Here is a 19643-nt window from a genome sequence, read left to right on the forward strand (position 1 = left end):
CCATGCATTTATATAAATATAGGCCATGTTTGATATTGAACTTATGTGAATATGCCTATTTACCATGTTCTATACGCAATATGGATTGAACGTTAAAGATATTTAATGCGGACCTGTCGCTCATTCATCTTTTTGTAATCCACTTTGCCCTATCCAACGACTCATGTTGATCGCATGAATTGGATTTGTTGCTTGAGATGCTCCTCTAGCATGAGCAAACCTTAGGGGTGTCACGGATACTACCGTGACGACGAGGGCCCCAATGGGTCAAATCTACGATCCGAGCGCAACCCTTAGAGTTGCGCAGAACGAATGATTTTCCGCAACTTCATGCGGGACCTTATTTCGTGGTGCAAGAAGCCGATAAAGGCCAGGCATTCATTAGCATTATTATTCACCAATTACCGGTTGGCGAATTATTTATTCGCCAACTCATGACATTTAGGGACCTTTTTATGGCTTTGCTTTTTAAGGATGGGGACTACGTGCGGATTGACCGCAAGCGGTCCGTGGACGTCGAACGCCGCCCTCGTGCGCGGTCGATGGGCTTGCGGTCCGGCGCCTCGAGTGTGGCGATGTTCGCGGCGCTCGCCTTCACCGGCGCGGCGGAACAGGCCGCGGCTGCGTCGACGTGCGGCGATGGTTCGCCGGTCACCGATGGCAACAGCTGCGACCTCTCGACCCTTGGGTTCAACCCGCGCGACAATGACAATCAGGCTGGCGCCGTCATTGCCGAGGGCGGCGACACGATTACGCTGACCGGATCGAGCAGCTCGATTGCTGCCGGGGCAGTCGGTTGGGCGTCAACTCGGTTGGGCGATATCGTCCCTTCGACCGAGGGTATGGAACGGCTCCTCCTGGGGGAACAGTCGATGGGTGTCGGCACGCCCGATCCGATCACGCACGGCACCACTGTCGTCAGGACCTACTCGAGCGACTCCTTCACGACCCGGGACTGGGGTGATCACACTGTCGGACGCTTTCAAAACGTGAACGACGAGATGTACGTCGATGCGCGCCTGGGCACTGCCAAGACGGGCGGCACGCTCGCGGTGAACATCGGTGATCCCACCAAGGCCCCGTCGGCCGGTGGAAATCTGATCAACATGAATATGAAGCGGACGGATTTGACCAAGGCTGAGGCCGGAAGCACGGTCGAATGGACTTCGCGCAACACGGTTATGAGTTCGGTCGACAAGCCTGCAAACCCGGCAGTGCAGGGCTGGGGCGTGCAAGTTCCCGTTTACGCTGGAACGTTTACCGGATTCGACGGCGACGAATATACCGTCAATAACCTGGATGATCTGAAGGCCTACAACGACCGCCTGGTCGGCGCGCTGGCGAGTGGCGCGCTCAATTCTCAAGCGGCCTATAACACGGCGTTTGCCCAGGCGGTCACCTTTGAGTCGCAGACTGTACAGTTCGCTAACCCGGTATCGCCGGACGACGAAGTTGCCATGGCAGTCGGGAACCGCTCGGTCATTCACGCTCAGGGCGCCGGGGCGCTCGGCGTGGTTCGCGATGGCGGCCAGATCGATGTGAGAATCCCGATCATCGGCACTGACATCGGCCCTGCCTTGTGGGCAAGCGATGGCGGTACCGTTCAGGTCGATCGAGGCGGCAAGGTCTCCGGCCAGTACACGGCGGTTGTGCGGGTCGACGCGGGCAGCGCCGGCATCAATAACGGCGTCATTTCGAGCGGTTACCTTTCGGCTGATGACGTTGACACCAGAGGTGTGCCGACCTGGCAGTACCACGCCGGTTATGGCGCGCAGATCGGCGGTGCGGGAGCCACATTCGTCAATGACGGAATCATGAACGTTGCCGGCTATGACATCGGCCCGACCAGCAACGCGAGTTGGCAGGTGAACTCCGGGATTGATCTGCACAGCGGAGCCTCGGCGACCAGTAGCGGCACAATCAACGTCGCGGTCAACCCGAACTTCAGGTCAGGCCGGGTGACGGGCGTTCACGTTCGCGGGGGCGCAGGCGCGACCAGCATTCCCAGCTTCACCAATGAGAGCAACGGCGAGATCTATATTGGCCGCGCCGCGCAATATGACGTTCGCGCCCCCGAAGCGGTTGAGGATGTGGCGAATAGCCTGCCCGCTTATGGCATCCTCGCAAGCGGCAACGCCAAAGCCACCAACCGTGGGCAAATCACCATCGGCGGCCTCACGCAAGGCGCTGTGGGGATGAAGATCGAAAAGACCAACGCTAGCGCTGTTGTCGACAATCAGGGGACGATTTCTGTTCTCGGTGCGGCGAGCGGCACGCCGATCCAGAACATCGGCATGTTCGCCGAAAACTCGGACAATGCCACCGTCACGAACTCCGGCACGATCGATCTCACGGGCGTCAACGGCGTCGGCCTAAAGGCGGTCAGCACTGGGACAAGCGCAACCCGTGTCACCAACGCTGGCACGATCAACGTGGCCGGGTACGCTGATCCCGCGTCCGGAACCCGCAATTTCGGGGTCTGGGCGGAAGGCGCGACCGCCACGGCCGACATGGCAGCAGGCTCGGTCAATCTTGAAGGCCAGGGCGCTATCGGTGTCCATGCGCGCGACGGCGCCACCGTGAACATCGGGGCCGACGCTGGCGTCGACTTCGAATCCGGCACCGATCAGATCGGCTACTTCACCCATGGCGCGGGCTCCACGATCACCAACGCCTCGAGCGCGCTTGAGGTCAGCACGGAGCGTTCGACACTGTTCCGGATCGAGGACGGCGCGTCGTTCAACGCGTCCGGAGAAACTCTGACCGCTTCGGGCAAGGACTCGACGATTATCGTGGCCTCGGGCCAGGGCACGACGGTCGATACCGGCAACGCCAGGCTCAACATGACGGGCGATGGTGCCACCGGCATCCGCGTCGATGGCGGCGCAACGGGCCACTTGCGGTCGGGCACCACGGTCTCGCTCGATAGTAACAACGCCGTGGCCGGCGTTGTCGATGGGCGGAAGATCGACCTGGCAGGCACTCCGAGCTCCGGGACCTATTCATCGCTCTTGACGAATGAGGCCGATATTTCGTCTTCGGCCGACCGGACTATTGGCTTCGTCACCCAGTCTGGCGGAAAGCTGGTCAACGATGGTTCTATCGACCTGACCGGAAGCCAAAGCATCGGCGTGGTTGCGCGCAGCGGCGGCGTTCTCGACAACAACCGCGACATCACTATTGCGAACGGCATCGGCGTTCTTGTCGAAGGGGCGGGTGCCGCTTCGCAGCTGAGTAACAATGGCACTATCACCGTAAACGACGGTCGGGCCGGCGTGCAAATCCAGGACGGCGCCTCACTGGTGGCCACCAACGGTACCGGCAGTATCGTGACCGATGGCAGCGCGCATGGCGTGCTGGTCGGACTGGGGGCAACCGGCCTGCAGCTCGGCGCCAACACCATCACCGTCAACGGCACGGGTAATGGCGTCTATAACACGCGATGGAATAGAAACATCAGCTTTGCCGGGACCACGATCAACGTGGCCGACGGTGCTGGCATCAGCACCGCGGTTACAATCGATCCTGACTCCGATGTGACCATCAACGTGAATGGATCGGGGGAAGGCGTCGCATTCAACGGTAGTAACGTAATTCTGGTAATTGGCGACGAGGAGGTGCCAGGTTACTGGTGGAACGCAAGTGACCCACGTAACTACACAGCCAGTGACGATCTGGTCCTGGGCAGCGGTTATGTGATTAACGCCCACGGCGTTGGAGCGACCGGCATCCGGGCGAACACCACCGGGACTATCGATACCAGCGCGCAGGTCACGGTGACGAATGCCGAAGGCGGTTCGGCCCTGGTCGCAGGCCCCGCCCCACACATTGCCAACAATGGATCGCTGGTCTCCTTGAGCACAGCGGCCCCGACAGTCGATTTGACGGACACTGCCTCGTCCGGTTTCCCGGATCCTGGTAGCGCGACCACACAGATCTTCGTCAACCGCGGCACGATCGCCGCGCCGGTCGATGGCGTGGCCATCCTCGGCGGCGATCAGCGTCAGGGCGTCTATCAGGAAGACGGCAGCATCACCGGGAAGGTCGATCTGGCCGGTGGCGACGACATCTTCGAGATGAGCGGCGGCACCTTCACCGGTGAACTGACGACGGGAGCGGGCGATGACCGGGCTACCTTCCGCAATGTCACCGACGCCCAGATCGCAGGTCTCACCCGCATCGGCGGCGCGGATGGCAACGACCGCCTGGTGTTCGACAACAGCCAGACCACGGGGACGCAACGTCTCGCGGAATGGAACGAGGTCAGCCTGACCAACCAGTCCACCTTGACCGCAGACGGGGACCTGAAGCTCGCTTCGCAGGGCAAGCTCAATGTCGAAGTCGGCACGGCCTTCCTTGCCGGCAATAACGTCAATGCCACGATCTCGGCCGATGGTGGCCCGGCGACGGTGTTCAATGCCGGTCTCATCGACCTGACCAATGGCACCAGCGGCGCGAGCGATACGCTCACGATCGAGGGCGACTATGTCGGGCAAGGCGGCACCATCGCGTTCGACACCGAACTGGGTGACGACAACTCGCGGACCGACAAGCTGCACGTCAAGGGCAACACCTCGGGCGACAGCAAGGTCAAGGTAAAGAACGCCGGAGGACAGGGCGATTACACCACCGACGGCATCAAGCTGATCGAGATCGACGGCCGGTCGGACGGCGACTTCGCGCTGCTCGGCGACTACGTGGACAAAAACGGGCGCCAAGTCGTGGTCGGCGGGCTCTATGGCTATACCTTGGAGAAGGATGGCCTGACCGACCAAAACGGCGACTGGTACCTGCGCTCGGAGCTCGATCCGACCCCGGTGCCGACACCTACGCCGACGCCGACCCCGACGCCGACGCCGACCCCGACGCCGACGCCGACGCCCACTCCGACGCCGGTCCCCACGCCGACGCCGACCCCGGTACCGACGCCCACTCCGACGCCGGTCCCCACGCCGACGCCGACGCCGACGCCGACGCCCACTCCGACGCCGGTTCCTACGCCGACGCCGACCCCGGTGCCGACACCCACTCCGACGCCGACGCCGACGCCGACTCCAACCCCACCCAAGGAGCCGGAAGAAATTCCGGGCCCCGAGGTCTACCAGGCCGGTGCTCCGATCTATGAGCAGTATCCGCAGGCGCTGCAGGGGCTGAACGATCTGCCGACCTTGCGTCAGCGCGTGGGCCAGCATGCCTGGCAGGAGGACGGGGGCGAGTCCGTGAACGGTTCGCGGGCCTGGGGCCGCGTCGTCGGCAAGGTCGGCCGGACCGAACCGACGAACTCGACCACCGGTGCCCATCGCAGCCAGAACCAGGCGCTGATTCAGATGGGAGTCGACGTCCCCTTGGTGGAGACCGAGGACGGCGCGCTCGTGGCCGGGATCAACGGTCGCTATGGCCAGAGCACGACCGATGTCCGCTCGCGCTTCGGTACCGGCAAGATCGAGACCGATGTGGCCGGTGTGGGTGGCACGCTCACCTGGTACGGCGACAACGGGCTCTATGCCGACGCCCAGGCGCAATACAGCTGGTACGACAGCGACCTGACGTCGCGGACTGCCGAAACCACCTTGGCCAAGGGCAACAAGGGCCACGGCGTGGCTGGCTCGATCGAAACGGGTTGGAAGCACAAGCTCGATGACGAGTTTTCGCTGACCCCGCAGGCGCAACTGACCTACTCGCAGGTGGGCGTCGAGGCTTTCAAGGATGCCTTCGATGCGGACGTCTCGCTCGACAGGAGCAAGAGCCTGCGCGGCCGGTTGGGCGTGGCGCTCGATCACGAAACGAGCAGTGTGGGCGAGAACGGCAAGCGTTCGACCTCGCACCTCTACGTCCAGCCTAACCTGCACTACGAGTTCCTCAACGGCTCGCAGGTCACCGTGGCCGGGCAAACCGCAACCGATACGGGAACGCTCGCGACCCGTGACGACCGGCTCTGGGGTGGGCTTGCGGTTGGCGGAACCAACAGCTGGAACGACGGCAAGGTCCAGGTGTTCGGCGAAGTCACCGCCGACACCAGCCTCAACAACCCGGCCGACAGCTACAACGTCGGCGGCCGCGTTGGCCTCCGCATCAAGTGGTAAGTCCAGGCCAACCCTGAAAACTCAAGACAAGGCCGGCCCGAGAAAGGGCCGGCCTTTTTCTTGAAGGTCGCGCTGCAATTGCCGCAGCGGACAGGTCCGCGCGCCAAGGGGCAATGTCCGGCCTGAAGGAGGAATCAACCCCAACTGCCCGAGGCTAGCCCCGAGGCAATGGCCAAAGTTTCTATAGTGTGAGCTTGGTTCGCGTCACCTGCGCTGACCTGATCAGCGCGGAGCGGATAGGTAAAGCGAGTTGCAGTTCGACTGCTATCGGCATCAGTCTCGATCTTCATCTACTCACGAATATCGGAGAAATACGTATTATTCCGAAGTAGACAGGACCAACCGTAATTCTGAATCTCTCATCTCTTGGAATAAAGTGGAATGGAGAGATAATTGCCGGATAGGGACGAGGAGGCATGTGAATCTTACAGAATATTGCAGTTGCGGTTAAATGCGGAACTCACTCGAAGAAAGTTGGCGCTAAATGATTTAGCTTTGAGCAGTGGAATAGGCATATACAGGCTAACGCTGATTGCGAACGGCGAGGCGTGGAGGATTACCTTGCGCGAGGTCGAGGCTCTGGCATGGGCGCTCGGGCTAACCCTGTCGGAGTTGTTCGCCGCCTACGATCCGGATTGCGCTCCTGAGTGACCAGATCCGTCAGTCCGTACCATCGACAAACTCTGCCTCTGGTGTCTTGAACAAGTGGTCGGAAACCGGATGGGACGGCCTGTGAATCTTCGGCGAGGTGAGACCTCGATGAGCGTAGCATGGGGAATGAGAATCCCAGACGGGATTGGCATTCCCCACGGGCAAACGATCAACGATTGAACGCCGCCCTCGCCAACTACGCTCGGTCCGCCAGCGCCTCTAGCGTTAGCTTCGCCGTCAAAGCAGAAGATGCCGGGTTTTGCCCCGTCACCAGACGTCCATCGGCTATCGCAAAAGGTTGGAAGTCGGCGGCGCATTCATAAAGACCGCCCAACTCGCGAAGCCGGGTTTCCAAAAGGAATGGAACCTCCTTGTCCAATCCGGCTGCGCGTTCTTCGCTGTCCGAGAAGCCTGTCACGCGGCGGCCGCTCACCAGAGGCTCGCCCGTTTTGTCCCTCGCGTTCACCAAGCCGGCCGGGCCGTGGCAGACAGCGGCAACCGCTTTGCCATCGGCCCACATCTTGCTGAGTAGCGAGGCCAATTCGGCGCTTTCGGGCAGGTCCCACATAGTTCCATGGCCTCCGGGCAGGAAGACCGCGTCATATCGCGCAGTGTCGATGGCGGTGACCGGGATGGTGTCATTCAAGGCTCCGGAGGCGGTTTCGTCTGAGAGGAAACGATCTACACTCGCCTCGTTCTCGCCTCTGGCCTTGACCGAACGCGGATCAATCGGTGCTGCACCACCGGAAATCGAGGCAAGCGAGACCGACGCGCCAGCGTCGATGAAGGCGAAGTATGGCGTCGCCAGTTCTTCGAACCACAGGCCGGTCGCGTTGTCGCTGTCGCCCATGGTGCTGGCCGACGTAAGGATCATCAGAATGCTAGTCTTCTTGGTCATAGTCTTTCTCCATCTGAGGGGCAGGCATATGACTCACCGAAGCATGTGACAGAAATCATTCCTCGGACCATCAGCCATAGATATTTCTATGACTTCAAAGACATGAATCATCTCATCTATCTGCGCACCTTTCTCGATACTTACCGCGCTGGCTCGCTGACGCGGGCCGCCCAGCGGCTCGGTATCACCCAGCCCGCCGCTTCCGCGCATATTGCCGCGCTGGAGACGATGCTGGGCAAGCCTCTCTTCGTCCGGCAGGCGCGCGGAGTCGCTCCGACGCCGGCGGCCGACGATCTCGCGCGCTCTATCGCTTCGAACCTCGACGGGATCGAAGCGACCATGACTGCCGCGCAAGCGCGGTCCGATCATCTCGGCGGCACGGTGCATTTGGTGGGGCCGGCCGAATATCTTTCGCTGCAGATCGCGCCTGCTCTGGTACCGCTTCTTGCGGAAGGCTTGAGGCTGCGCCTTCAGACCGGAACCGCGACCAAATCTACGCCGCGCTCCACGATGGCCACGCCGATCTGGCCGTCACAGCCTCGCGTCCCGATCGCAATGTGCAGGGTTTCGTCGAGTTGACGCGGGAGCGGCTGTTGCCGGTGGCAGGCCCCGACATTGCCGCTCGCGTAAAGGCCAGGGCCGTGACGGCCGATCTTCTGTCGAGCCTGCCCTGTATCGCTTATGATGAGTCCTTGCCGCTCATTCGGGAGTTCTTCCAAGAGGTTTTCGGCACGACCACTGAGATGCAGGCTGTAGCGGTCGCTCCGGACCTCCGTCTGCTGTTGGAGATGACGAAGGCAGGCGCGGGGTGGACGGTGCTGCCCGATTATCTCTGCGCGGATGCAGTGAAGGCGGGCCGGCTTGTCGTGCTGCCAACTCCGGGCGAGATACCGGAAAACATGATCTATCTCGCCTGGAACAAGCCGTCGCTGCGCCATCCCCGCGTCGTCTATGTGCGGGATTACCTGTTGGCGAGCGCGAAGCGTAACCTCTGACATTTTGCGATCGGGCCGGTTTTTGCCAGTGACACGTGGCAGGGGGTCTAATTGGGCAGAGGAGCGAAATTGCCCCCGCCCTCACCCGGTCAGAGCAGGCTGGCTCCCTGCTTCAGCATCATGTCGCAAGCTAGCTTCTTCAGCTCCGCTGGAATCGAGTCCAGCGAGAACGGCGAGCCCCCCTGCCCCGTGAGGATATTGCCGGCCGCTCCTGCCGAATATTCCGGTTTCGATTCAATGCCCGGCGTTTTCATCAGTCCGCCCAGAACGTTGTCCGCGCCGGTGGCTGAAAGGAGTTTGTTCTGCACGCAATACTTCAGCACACCCGCTGCGTTGGGAATGCCGACCGAGGACAGATTGGGCAGACCCCCGCCGAGCATCGAGGAGGCGCCACCTGGTAGCTTGGGTATCGTCTGGGCACTTGCCGATCCCGTGGCGACGGCCAGACAAATCGGCAGGACGAGGCGGAGAAGCATGATCGGGTCCTTTCTGCGGCTCGTTGATGGGCCCACAGATCGACCCGGACGGACCCCACTGCCATCGGTGCAAACCCGGAATCTTCGCAATTTCGTCCCAAGGCTGCTTCAGCCAGGCGGGCGGATCGGGCTAAAGCCCTAGTTCCTTCAGCGTGAACTCTATGACCTCCCTGCCCTCCGACCGGGCAAAGGGAAACGAGCTGAGAAACGAGGTCTGGTTCAAGGTCGCGTCGCGCTCCCTAGCCCGCGCGACCCATTCCGACGCCTTGTCTCGCCGGCCCGCCAGATGAGTGCCAAGCGCGGCGATTACCGCAATGTGCTTGTGCGCGCCCGGGGTGCGGGCCGCGCGCTCGCCCCACTCTGCTGCATGCTCGTAGTCGCCGCGGAACAGCGCGTTCACCGATCTCACCGCCAGCATCGCGTAGCGAAGCGGGTCGAGCGGGCTCAGCCGCAAGGCCTGGGCAACCCCTTCATCGCTTATCCCAGGGCTAGCTTGGGTCATGTCCGCCCAGGCCTTCGAATAGATCGCCTGCGCGTAATTCGGGCTCAACGAGATCGAGTGATGCAGGAGGTCAAGGCTCGCCGGTATATCGCCGGTCAGCCAAAGCGAGCGTGCGAGATTGAGATAGGCGAAGGGATCGAGCGGATCGCATCTCAGAGCCCCTTCGGCAAGCGCCCTGGCCTCTTCAGCACAAGCCTGTGGCGAGGGAGAGTATTGCAGGAAGGCGTCCTGGAAACGCGTGAAGGACAGACCTCCCAGAGCCCGGCCGAACTCCGGGTCTTTCGCCAAGGCCTGCTCGAAGAGTTGGGCGGCCATCGCGTTGTCGGATCGGTTGAAACGGAACATCCGGTCGACGCCCAAATGATACGCCGACCAGCAATCGAGCTCGGCCGGCGGCCTGGCGCGAGCGGCCTGGGCCTCGTTCTGCGAGATGCGGACCTCGAGATTGGCCGCGATCGACGCGACTATCGCCTGGCGAACGTCGTGAAGTTCATCCGCACCGATGGCGTAGCGTTCTGCCCAGACCACGGCGCGGTCGCGGGTGTCGACCAGTTCGACCGAAATCGAGACTTTCCCTTGGTTCGCTTCGACGTTGCCGGAGAGGTAGTATTTCACGCCGAGTGCTTGTCCGATCTCCCGACTGTCAATGTCCCGGCCGCGGAACCGGAAGCTCGAGCCTCTCGCGATCACCATCAACCAGCGCAGGCGAGACAGATCGGCAATCAGCTCGTCTGCGATGGCGTCGGCAAGGAATGAGAGGGGACCGGGTTCGCTCAAAAAGCGGAAGGGAAGCACCGCGATGGAGGGTGGGCCGTCAGGCTTTCGCTCTTCGAGAGACCCGACAGGTCGAGCCGCGCCCTGCTGAATGAACGAAACCGGAGCGACGAAGCGGAAACCCTTGCCGTGGACGGTTCGGATGAAGCGTTGTGCTTTGCCGTCATCGCCCAGAGCCTGCCTGGCGGTCTTGATCCTGGCAGAAATGGCGGCATCCGAAATGAAGCGGCCACCCCAGACCTTCTCGACCAGTTCGTCCTTACTGACCAGCCGCTCGGAATTGCCAACGAGCAGCAGGAGAACCGCCAGTACCTGCGGTTCGAGATGCACGGCCCTTCCGCAAGCCCGAAGTTCGAAGCGACCGGGATCCAGTTCGAACAGGTCAAATCGATAGATGAAGCCGGCTTCCGAGGGCGAACCAGAAATCTCCATGATTTCTCCATGCCGACTTCAAGCATGCGACGCCGGTGCCGCTAACAAAGGGCTACCGGGTCGTCGACTTGGCGACCTTTATCACAGGAGAGTTGAGATGCCGCTAGTGACGATCGACGTGATCAAGGACGTCTTCACCGCCGAGGAGAAGGGCGCCATGATCAAGGGCGTGACCGAGGCCATGATCGCCGTCGAAGGCGAAGCGCTGCGCGACAAGACCTGGGTGCGCATTACCGAGGTTCAGCAGGGCGATTGGGGTATCGGCGGAACCTTGCTTGGGGCAGCCGATGTGCAAGCCTTGAAATCGGCCGCCTAGCCGGCACGAACTGCGCGACTTTCCGCCTTGGGCACATCCGTGCTCAAGGCGGAAATCCGTTGCGATGCGTGTCTAGCCGTTGGGCGACGCGAGCAAGGCCGCTTCCGCCGCGCGCCGTTCGGCGCGGACTTCTTCGGCCTTCACGCGATCGCGCTCGACCTTCTTGGCCTGAGCGGCAAGGCCGCGCCAGGTCTTCTCCGCCCGCAGTGCGCGTTCGCGCACCATGACCAGGTCGGCGCGTTCCGCCTCTGCAGCAGCCTCACGAGCACGTGAATCGTAGAATTCGAATGTCTGGCTCATGCCTAGAGTTTCCCCATTGGATGCTGGCAGCAGGGCGCAGCGCGCCGAAGGGTCTCTTTAGGCGGCGCTGAGGTTGACAGCCGATTCCTTGCCGTTGCGGCCACGTTCGACTTCGTACGACAGGCGCTGATCCTTGTTCAGCGTCTGCATGCCAGCGGCCTGGACGGCACTGATGTGGACAAAGCTGTCCGCGCCGCCGTCTTCCGGAGCGATGAAGCCATAACCCTTGTCGGTGTTGAAAAATTTAACTGTGCCGATCGGCATTGCTCATTCCTTTCGAAGATGGGACTGCCAAACCACTCGTTGCGAGCAGACAGTCCCTGGTAGTTGAGCCGCGACATGCGGCCGTCGTGCGTCGGGTCGTCAATCGAAAGGAAGTCGCCGTCAGAGCGGGGACCTCGCCTGTGAAGGGTCGGGCCTTGGTCTTAGCGCCGAAGTCCGTCGTAAATTCGACGTCAGCCTGTGCACCTTAGCACAGGTGCGGCGAATAACCTAAAGAGCATTCCGCCCGCCGAAATCGTCCACCTCTCACCCCACACGCTTCAACCGCACGAGCGCCGCGTCGAGCCCTTGCAGGAAGCGCGAACGGTCCGCCTTTGTGAAAGGTGGAGGCCCGCCCGTCAGGCCGTCCGCGCCGGCGCGCAAATCGGCCATGATCGCCCGGGTCGCCACGGCTCCGCCAATGGAAGCGTGCGTGAACGCCTTCCCGGTCGGAGCTAGCACCGTGGCACCCGCCTTCAAGCAGCGATCGGCAAGCAGAATGTCGGCAGTCACGACCACGCAGCGCGCGTCGGCGCGTTCGGCGATCCAGTCGTCGGCTGCGTCAAAGCCCTCGCTGACCACCACTCGGCTTACGAGTGGACCCACCGGCACGCGAAACGGGCTGTTACTGACCACGCTGACGGGCACGGCGTGCCGCGCCGTCACACGATAGATCTCGTCCTTGACCGGGCAAGCGTCAGCGTCGACGAGAACTTGGAGTTCGCCCATTGAGCTTTAGGTGTTCTTCATATTCTCGAGCCCCTTGACCGAGCCGAGCTTCTGCGTCGGCTGGGAGGCATTGGTCTTGGGCTTCTCCGCCTTGGGTTTGCGGATTTCTCTGTTCGATTTCTTCTGGCCTTTGGCCATGGTCTTTCTCCGTCGGGCTATAGGCCCGGCCCTGCCCTAGGCTTTCCGGCGAGGAATAGCGAACACGGTCTCAGGAAAGGTTGGCCAGCCCCGCACAGGCGGCGGCAAAGCTCGCTTACGCGTAAGGCGGCTTGTGCAGACCCTTCGGGCTCAGCGTGAAGATCTCGCAGCCGTCCTCGGTGATACCGATCGAATGCTCGAACTGCGCTGAAAGGCTCTTGTCGCGCGTCACCGCGGTCCAGCCATCGTTGAGGACTTTCACCGCCGCCTTGCCGAGGTTGATCATCGGCTCGATGGTCATGAACATGCCCGGACGCAGTTCGGGCCCGGTTCCGGCGCGTGCCGCGTGGACGACTTCCGGCGCATCGTGGAACAGGCGGCCCAGGCCATGGCCGCAGAAATCGCGCACCACGCCATAACGGAACTGCTCGGCATGGGCCTGGATCGCCGCGCCGATGTCACCCAGGCGAGCGCCGGGCTTGGCCTGTTCGATACCAAGCATGAGACATTCGTAGGTCACGTCGATCAGCCGCTTGGCCTTCAGCGACACGTCGCCGACGAGATACATGCGGCTCGAGTCCCCGTGCCAGCCATCGAGCAGCGGGGTCACGTCGATATTGACGATGTCCCCGTCCTTGACGGTCTTGGAAGACGGGATGCCGTGACACACCACATGGTTGATCGAGATGCAGCAGCTATGCGTATAGCCGCGATAGCCGAGCGTCGCCGGCACGCCGCCGCCGTCGAGCGTCATCTCGCGAACGACGCGGTCGATTTCCTCTGTCGAGATGCCTGGACGAACGACCGAAGCCATCTCATCGAGAATCTGTGCGGCAAGGCGGCCGGCCTTGCGCATGCCTTCGAACCCTTCGGGTCCGTGGAGTTTGATGGTCCCGTCGCGATAGACGGCCGTGTCGCCTGTGACGTGCTGGTATTCGATCATTTCGCGAATGTAGTCATTCCGGCGCTCAATTGCGAGCGCTGAAGGCTTCGCGGAATTCCGGTTTCACCGCATCGAGAATCGCCCGATCGATCGAAAGGTTCACCTTGTAGGCGCCTTCGGCATAGGGGCCCGCGACATAGGGTCCGGCATAGAGGGTCAGCCGATTGAACGTCCGCCCGTTGGAAGAGCCCACCAGAACCGTCAGATCCTTGATAGCCGGACAGTCTGAGAACAGATCGTCCCCACCCTTGGTCACTGGCGCGCCGCGACGCTTTGCACGCTGCCGGTTCAGCTCGTCGCAAAATCGGTCGCCGAGCGCCTTCTCCAGCGCAGCAGGGGACACGAACAGGTCGATGGCCTTCCTCGATTCGCCCTTGGCCTTGTCCCAGACCAGCGATTCGAGATTGTAATTGCCGTGCGCCCCACCGCTGTAAGTCGCCACGTCGTTGGACAGGCTCAGCCATCCCGGAAGCGCCGCGACCACCTTCCATTCGGCGGTGTAGCTGTGCTTGTTGTAGGGAAATCCATCCGCCCGTGCGGCGCGGCGGGCCTCCTGAGATTCGTCCGCAAGCTGCCCTCGCTGCTGTTCGAGCATGACGTCGAGCTGGCTGGCCAGTTCGGCAATGCGCCCGGCTTCGGCGGGATACGAATACTCGAACAGGAAGTCGTCTGTTTCTTCCGACACCGAACGCGCACCATTGCTGGTGGCCCGGGCCGTGGCCGTGGGTGTAGGAGTAGCGGTCGCGGCCGGGCTCGGCGTGGCGGCGGCATCTGGCGAATCACCGCCGCCTGGATTGCAGGCGGAGATCGCAACGGCCAACGCCAGAACCGAAAGCATGCGCATCATCGTGACTGCCTTTCCAAAACCTGCGCAAACGGGCAAGCGTGAATTCTATGAAAGACGATTTGATCCAGCCGGACCGCGGACAGCAGGCCATCGCGATCCACCTCGTCAGCAAAGACGGCTTCCCTGAATTTGCAAAAACTCTCAGCGGGCCACAACGTGCCGCGCTTGCTGGACAAAAATTCACAGCCGCCGGATTCCAGGTCGGGATCGTGCCTGACGGTGACGCCTGGTTCGCTGTCGGCGGGGTGCGCAATCCGGCGGAGCTTTCGAGCTGGTGCCTCGCCAAACTGGCGGAAGAGTTGCCCGCGGGCCTCTATCGCCTGGCTCAGGACGATGCGGGAAAGGCCCTGCACGGCTGGCAGACCGCGCAATACCGATTCACCCGCTACCGGGAGGACAAGGATTCCGAAGGTCCGCGCATCCTGCTGAGCAAGGAGGCCAAGGCCATTGGACCGGCGCTGGCCGAGGCGGAGGCGGTCGCCCTGGTGCGGACGCTCGTCAATACGCCGGCGGAGGACATGGGTCCCGCGGAGCTCGAGGTCGAAGCCGAACGGCTTGCCAAGGCGCACGGTGCCAAGCTCTCGGTCACCAAGGGCGAAACGCTGGAGCGCGAATATCCGATGGTCCACGCCGTCGGCCGGGCCGCCGCGCGCAGCCATGCTCCGCGGATGCTGCACCTGACCTGGGGTGACGAAAAGGCCCCCGTGCTAGGTATCGTCGGCAAAGGGGTCTGCTTCGATTCCGGTGGGCTCGACATCAAGCCAGCGGCTGGAATGCTGCTGATGAAGAAGGACATGGGCGGCGCCGCACACGCACTGGCGCTGGCAGCGCTCATCATGGGCGCCGGGCTGAAGGTGCGGCTGCATTGCCTCGTTCCCGCGGTCGAGAACGCTGTAGCGGGCAACGCCTTTCGCCCGGGCGACGTATTGCGCAGCCGCAAGGGGCTGACGGTCGAGATCGGCAATACCGACGCCGAGGGCCGGCTAATCCTGGCGGACGCGCTTGCGCGAGTGTCGGAGGAGCAGCCGGAACTGGTGATCGACTTCGCCACGCTGACAGGGGCCGCGCGGGTTGCCGTGGGGCCGGACCTGCCCGCGCTGTTCACCCGCCGGGACGAGACGGCCGATGCGTTGCTGGTGGCGGGGAAGGCACACGACGATCCGTGCTGGCGCCTGCCGCTCTACGAAGGCTACGGCGAGTGGCTCAAGTCCGACATCGCCGACGCCAATAACGCCCACACCAACGGCTTTGCCGGGGCAAGCGTGGCAGCATTGTTCCTCGACAAGTTCGTTGCAGAAGGTGTCGATTGGGCGCATTTCGATACCTTCGCTTGGCGGCCGACGCCCAAGCCGGGACGGCCCAAGGGCGGCGACGCGCTGGGCCTTCGCGCCGCCTGGCACATGATTCAGGCGCGATTCGCTTGACGGCGGTGCTTGCCCCGCTGGCTTGTGACGTCTAACCGCGCCGCAACGATGATCCCCGCGAGCTTTTTCGAGTGTCTGGTTACGCCCCTTACGATCCTACTGACATGACCGGCCACGTATCCTACGCCCTCACGGGCCCACAGCCGAAGGCCGTACCGGGCCGCACGCCTTTGCGTGGCGATTTGGCGCACATCGGGCTCGCGGGCCGTTACTTCGTCCCGCACTACGCGGTGCCGCAACCGCGCACGGTGATGCCGGGCGGCGCCCCACTGCTATCGACCAACGGCGAAGGCGCGCAGGAACTCTGCACGCTGATGGAAGGCGAAAGCTTTGAAGTGCTGGACGTGACCGGCGGTTGGGCCTGGGGCTGCCTCTCGATGGACGGTCCCGTCGGCTATATCCGCATCGATCGGCTTGAGCAGCTTCCAGGATGACCCGCACCGTCTTCATCGATGGGGCCGTCGGCACGACGGGCCTCGAAATTGCCGAACGGCTCGCCGGCCGTCCGGAATTCGAGCTTATCAAGCTCGACGAATCTCGCCGCAAGGATCCGGTCGCCCGGCGCGAGGCACTTAACGAAGCCGAATTCGTGATCCTCTGCCTGCCCGACGACGCGGCACGCGAATCCGCCGCCATGATCGACAACCCGCGCACCCGGGTGATCGACGCGTCGACGGCGCACCGGGTAAGCCCCGGCTGGATCTACGGCTTTCCTGAAGTCTCCGGGCACGAAGCGGTGGCCACCGCCATGCGGGTGTCCAATCCGGGATGCTATTCGACGGGCTTTATCGCCCTGGTCGCGCCACTGATCCGGGCCGGGCTGCTGCCGGCCGACTGGCCTTATACCTGCAACGCGGTCTCCGGATATTCGGGCGGCGGCAAGTCGCTGATCGAGCGCTTCGAGGCTGACCGGGACATCGCTTGGCGTGGTTATGCGCTGAAGCTTGGGCACAAACACGTGCCCGAAATGCAGGAGCGCTGCGGCCTCGCGGTCGCGCCGCTGTTCACGCCCGCGGTCATTCCTGCTCACCGCGGAATGGTCGTGGACGTTCCCCTTCCCCTTTCAGCCATGAAGGGAGCGGGCACCCCGGAAGCCATGCGCGAATGGCTGACGAACTTCTATGGCTCCAGCAAGATCGTCCGCATGGGCCCGCCGCCCCCAGACGGTGAACTCCTGCTGCGCTGTTCGAGCGTGGGGAGCGACCGGCTGGACCTGTTCGTCTTCGGCAGCGCCGACGGCCGCCAGGCTCGCCTCGTGGCTTCGCTCGACAACCTCGGCAAGGGAGCCAGCGGCGCCGCCGTGCAGTCGCTGAACCTCATGGCGGGTCTGGACGAAACCGCCGGATTGAGGCTCTGACGCCTCATTTTTAGGCAGTGCCTGCCTGAAATTTAGACATAGTCTCGGCAGCAGCGGAAGCACGATCGTTGCAGTCGATGCAGGCCCAGCTTTCGGGTCGAGTGATTTCCGCCCTTTCCCCTCTCAACGCGAACGTCTAGGCCGATGGCAGCGCCTTGGCACGATTCTTGAAGAAGAGTTGCCAGGGGATGGTGAGAGCCGTCCGGTGTCCGTGTGCCCGGACTTAGCCCACAGGGGGTGTCGTGAAGAAGATTGAGGCCATCATCAAACCGTTCAAGCTGGATGAGGTGAAGGAAGCGCTACACGAAGTCGGAGTGTCCGGTATCACCGTTACCGAGGCCAAGGGCTTTGGCCGGCAGAAGGGCCATACCGAGCTCTATCGCGGCGCCGAGTACGTCGTCGACTTCCTCCCCAAAGTTAAGCTCGAGGTGATCGTGCCCGATGCGCAGGCCAATGCCGTGGTGGAAGCCATCGCGGCCGCCGCGCAGACCGGGCGCATCGGCGACGGCAAGATCTTCGTTTCCACAATCGATTCCGCGCTGCGCATCCGCACCGGGGAAAAGGACGAAGACGCGATCTAGGTTCAGCGCCCTCTCGGCCGGGAGGGCGAATCCCATAATTGCACCCTTCCCCACCTGGGGACGAATTAAGTGAAACTCCGCCGGACGGGCGGGACCAACAAGGAAGACGAGAATGGCCAGTGCATCGGATATCGTGAAGCGGATCAAGGACGAGGAGATCGAGTGGGTCGATCTTCGCTTCACCGATCCCAAGGGCAAGTGGCAGCACCTGACCATGGTTTCGTCGGTCATCGGCGAAGACGAGCTGGAAGAAGGCCTGATGTTCGACGGTTCGTCGATTGCCGGCTGGAAGACCATCAACGAATCCGACATGATTCTGAAGCCGGATCTCGACGCCGTGTGGATCGATCCGTTCTCGGCCACGCCGATGATGATCGTCGTCTGCGACATCGTCGAGCCGTCCACCGGTGAGCTCTATTCGCGCGACCCCCGCTCGACCGCCAAGCGCGCCGAAGCCTACCTCAAGACCACGGGCATCGGTGACACCGTCTACGTCGGTCCCGAAGCCGAGTTCTTCATGTTCGACGACGTCCGCTTCGAAGACGGCTATGCCGGCTCGGGCTACCAGATCGACGACATCGAACTGCCGACCAACACCGGTTCCGAACTCGAAGGCGGCAACCTGGCCCACCGTCCGCGTGCCAAGGGCGGCTACTTTCCGGTCGCTCCGGTCGACAGCGCTGTCGACATCCGTGGCGAGATGGTCTCGACCATGCTCGAAATGGGCCTGCCGTGCGACAAGCACCACCACGAGGTCGCCGCGGCCCAGCACGAACTCGGCCTGACCTTTGGCACGCTGGTCACCACCGCCGACCGCATGCAGATCTACAAGTACGTCGTGCACATGGTCGCGCAGGCCTATGGCAAGACCGCCACGTTCATGCCGAAGCCGATCGCCAAGGATAACGGCAGCGGCATGCACACCCACATTTCGATTTGGGAAAAGGGCAAGCCGACCTTCGCCGGGAACGGCTATGCCGGCCTGTCGGACAACTGCCTGTACTTCATCGGCGGTGTGATCAAGCACGCGAAGGCCCTCAACGCCTTCACCAACCCGACCACCAACAGCTACAAGCGTCTGGTGCCGGGTTACGAAGCCCCCGTGCTGCTGGCCTATTCGGCCCGCAACCGGTCGGCTTCGTGCCGCATTCCGTACGGCACCGGCGAGAAGGCCAAGCGCGTGGAATTCCGCTTCCCCGACGCAATGGCCAACCCGTACCTGTGCTACGCCGCGCTGCTGATGGCCGGCCTCGACGGTATCCAGAACAAGATCCATCCGGGCGAGCCGATGGACAAGAACCTGTACGATCTGCCGCCGGCTGAACTGGCCGAAGTGCCGACCGTTTGCGGTTCGCTCCGTGAAGCTCTCGAAGCCCTGCAGGCTGACTACGAGTTCCTTCTCAAGGGTGACGTGTTCTCGAAGGACCAGATCGACGCGTATTGCGAGATCAAGTGGGAAGACGTGATGCGCTGGGAAACCACGCCGAGCCCGGTCGAATTCGACATGTACTACAGCTACTGATTCCTCTGGTCAGAGCTGTTCGAAAGGGGCGTCCGGAGCGATCCGGGCGCCCTTTTTCATTCCCGCCCCACCGCCGTTCCCATTTCGGGACGGGGCCCGCCAACCCGATGGACCTGACCCGGCCCCGTGGCGCAGATAGCCTCCGGCAATAACGCCGTCGGGACCGAACATGCTGGCCACATTGACCATCGTAACCGCCATGTTCGCGGTTCTCGCGATCCTCGTGGCAGCGGTGCTGTGGCTCGCCCGTTCCTGGGAAGTGGTCGACGACGACCGCAAGATCCACCGACTCTATCGTGAGGCAGGATTGCGCGGTTGGTTCAGCCGGGCCCCGCGACTCCTGACCTACCGCCGCGATGGCCGTGGCCGCTTCCGGCGACACAAGCGCTGAATCCTCTCCCCCAGCGGGAAGGC

20 protein-coding genes are annotated in these 19643 nt (G+C 62.6%); 11 read left to right on the forward strand and 9 right to left on the reverse strand.

Translation table 11 applies throughout. The features are described 5' to 3' along the window. The first annotated feature begins 455 nt into the window (after nucleotides 1-455). Together KK137_RS09245 and KK137_RS16830 are read left to right on the forward strand one after the other, a co-directional pair. Nucleotides 456-6083: an autotransporter outer membrane beta-barrel domain-containing protein gene (locus KK137_RS09245; protein WP_214536158.1), complete on the forward strand. Its 5628-nt coding sequence runs from the start codon at nucleotides 456-458 to the stop codon at nucleotides 6081-6083. A 441-nt stretch (nucleotides 6084-6524) separates the two neighbouring features. Next, the gene (locus tag KK137_RS16830) at nucleotides 6525-6734 is read left to right on the forward strand and encodes a helix-turn-helix domain-containing protein (RefSeq protein WP_338028109.1); all 210 of its coding nucleotides are present in this window, start codon (nucleotides 6525-6527) and stop codon (nucleotides 6732-6734) included. A 196-nt stretch (nucleotides 6735-6930) separates the two neighbouring features. On the opposite strand, the gene KK137_RS09250 is transcribed toward KK137_RS16830, so the two are convergent. Next, the gene (locus KK137_RS09250; RefSeq protein WP_250893808.1) at nucleotides 6931-7632 is read right to left on the reverse strand and encodes a type 1 glutamine amidotransferase domain-containing protein; all 702 of its coding nucleotides are present in this window, start codon (nucleotides 7630-7632) and stop codon (nucleotides 6931-6933) included. A 102-nt stretch (nucleotides 7633-7734) separates the two neighbouring features. Here KK137_RS09250 and KK137_RS09255 point away from each other — a divergent pair, with 102 nt between their 5' ends. Together KK137_RS09255 and KK137_RS09260 are read left to right on the forward strand one after the other, a co-directional pair. Further along, nucleotides 7735-8211: a LysR family transcriptional regulator gene (locus KK137_RS09255; protein WP_214536159.1), complete on the forward strand. Its 477-nt coding sequence runs from the start codon at nucleotides 7735-7737 to the stop codon at nucleotides 8209-8211. Continuing rightward, nucleotides 8157-8627 carry a substrate-binding domain-containing protein gene (locus KK137_RS09260; RefSeq protein WP_250893884.1) on the forward strand — a complete coding sequence of 157 codons (471 nt, stop codon included), beginning with the start codon at nucleotides 8157-8159 and terminating at the stop codon, nucleotides 8625-8627. The genes KK137_RS09255 and KK137_RS09260 overlap by 55 nt, the downstream gene beginning before the upstream one ends. A gap of 89 nt (nucleotides 8628-8716) precedes the next feature. Here KK137_RS09260 and KK137_RS09265 read toward each other — a convergent pair whose 3' ends face one another. Both KK137_RS09265 and KK137_RS09270 read right to left on the reverse strand, forming a co-directional pair. Continuing rightward, a complete protein-coding gene (locus tag KK137_RS09265) occupies nucleotides 8717-9103 on the reverse strand; it encodes a DUF2501 domain-containing protein (protein WP_214536161.1) in 387 nt (128 codons plus the stop codon). A 130-nt stretch (nucleotides 9104-9233) separates the two neighbouring features. After that, nucleotides 9234-10811, reverse strand: a complete 1578-nt coding sequence (locus tag KK137_RS09270) for a winged helix-turn-helix domain-containing protein (protein ID WP_214536162.1) — start codon at nucleotides 10809-10811, stop codon at nucleotides 9234-9236. 97 nt (nucleotides 10812-10908) lie between these two features. Between KK137_RS09270 and KK137_RS09275 the strand changes: the two genes are divergently transcribed. After that, nucleotides 10909-11127, forward strand: a complete 219-nt coding sequence (locus KK137_RS09275) for a tautomerase family protein (RefSeq protein ID WP_214536163.1) — start codon at nucleotides 10909-10911, stop codon at nucleotides 11125-11127. 72 nt (nucleotides 11128-11199) lie between these two features. Here KK137_RS09275 and KK137_RS09280 read toward each other — a convergent pair whose 3' ends face one another. The 6 genes from KK137_RS09280 to KK137_RS09300 form a co-directional block, all read right to left on the reverse strand. Then, entirely contained in the window at nucleotides 11200-11427 is a 228-nt protein-coding gene (locus KK137_RS09280) for a hypothetical protein (RefSeq protein WP_214536164.1), read from the reverse strand. 57 nt (nucleotides 11428-11484) lie between these two features. Then, nucleotides 11485-11691, reverse strand: coding sequence for a cold-shock protein (locus KK137_RS09285; RefSeq protein WP_214536165.1), 207 nt, complete (start codon nucleotides 11689-11691; stop codon nucleotides 11485-11487). Between the two features lie 264 nt (nucleotides 11692-11955). Further along, nucleotides 11956-12417: a YaiI/YqxD family protein gene (locus KK137_RS09290; protein ID WP_214536166.1), complete on the reverse strand. Its 462-nt coding sequence runs from the start codon at nucleotides 12415-12417 to the stop codon at nucleotides 11956-11958. A 6-nt stretch (nucleotides 12418-12423) separates the two neighbouring features. Next, entirely contained in the window at nucleotides 12424-12555 is a 132-nt protein-coding gene (locus tag KK137_RS16745; RefSeq protein ID WP_275950698.1) for a hypothetical protein, read from the reverse strand. Between the two features lie 115 nt (nucleotides 12556-12670). Continuing rightward, complete coding sequence (map, locus tag KK137_RS09295; protein ID WP_214536167.1) at nucleotides 12671-13498, reverse strand: type I methionyl aminopeptidase; 828 nt, start codon at nucleotides 13496-13498, stop codon at nucleotides 12671-12673. Between the two features lie 25 nt (nucleotides 13499-13523). After that, nucleotides 13524-14345: a DUF4163 domain-containing protein gene (locus KK137_RS09300; protein ID WP_214536168.1), complete on the reverse strand. Its 822-nt coding sequence runs from the start codon at nucleotides 14343-14345 to the stop codon at nucleotides 13524-13526. 47 nt (nucleotides 14346-14392) lie between these two features. Here KK137_RS09300 and KK137_RS09305 point away from each other — a divergent pair, with 47 nt between their 5' ends. The 6 genes from KK137_RS09305 (at nucleotide 14393) to KK137_RS09330 (ending at nucleotide 19620) form a co-directional block, all read left to right on the forward strand. Beyond that, the gene (locus KK137_RS09305; RefSeq protein ID WP_214536169.1) at nucleotides 14393-15769 is read left to right on the forward strand and encodes a leucyl aminopeptidase family protein; all 1377 of its coding nucleotides are present in this window, start codon (nucleotides 14393-14395) and stop codon (nucleotides 15767-15769) included. Nucleotides 15770-15873: 104 nt separating this feature from the next. After that, complete coding sequence (locus KK137_RS09310; protein ID WP_214536170.1) at nucleotides 15874-16203, forward strand: SH3 domain-containing protein; 330 nt, start codon at nucleotides 15874-15876, stop codon at nucleotides 16201-16203. Then, entirely contained in the window at nucleotides 16200-17126 is a 927-nt protein-coding gene (argC, locus tag KK137_RS09315) for an N-acetyl-gamma-glutamyl-phosphate reductase (RefSeq protein WP_214536171.1), read from the forward strand. Before KK137_RS09310 ends, argC begins: the two co-directional genes overlap by 4 nt. 242 nt (nucleotides 17127-17368) lie before the next feature. Further along, nucleotides 17369-17707 (forward strand): P-II family nitrogen regulator, encoded by a 339-nt coding sequence (locus tag KK137_RS09320; RefSeq protein ID WP_055921951.1) that lies wholly within the window; start codon nucleotides 17369-17371, stop codon nucleotides 17705-17707. Between the two features lie 112 nt (nucleotides 17708-17819). Then, nucleotides 17820-19229, forward strand: a complete 1410-nt coding sequence (gene glnA / locus KK137_RS09325) for a type I glutamate--ammonia ligase (protein WP_214536172.1) — start codon at nucleotides 17820-17822, stop codon at nucleotides 19227-19229. A gap of 169 nt (nucleotides 19230-19398) precedes the next feature. Beyond that, on the forward strand, nucleotides 19399-19620 hold the full coding sequence (locus KK137_RS09330) for a hypothetical protein (RefSeq protein ID WP_214536173.1): 222 nt from the start codon (nucleotides 19399-19401) through the stop codon (nucleotides 19618-19620). Nucleotides 19621-19643 lie beyond the last annotated feature (23 nt).

Origin of the sequence: Croceibacterium selenioxidans (genome assembly GCF_018599195.1) — a bacterium.
GTDB classification, from domain to species: domain Bacteria; phylum Pseudomonadota; class Alphaproteobacteria; order Sphingomonadales; family Sphingomonadaceae; genus Croceibacterium_A; species Croceibacterium_A selenioxidans.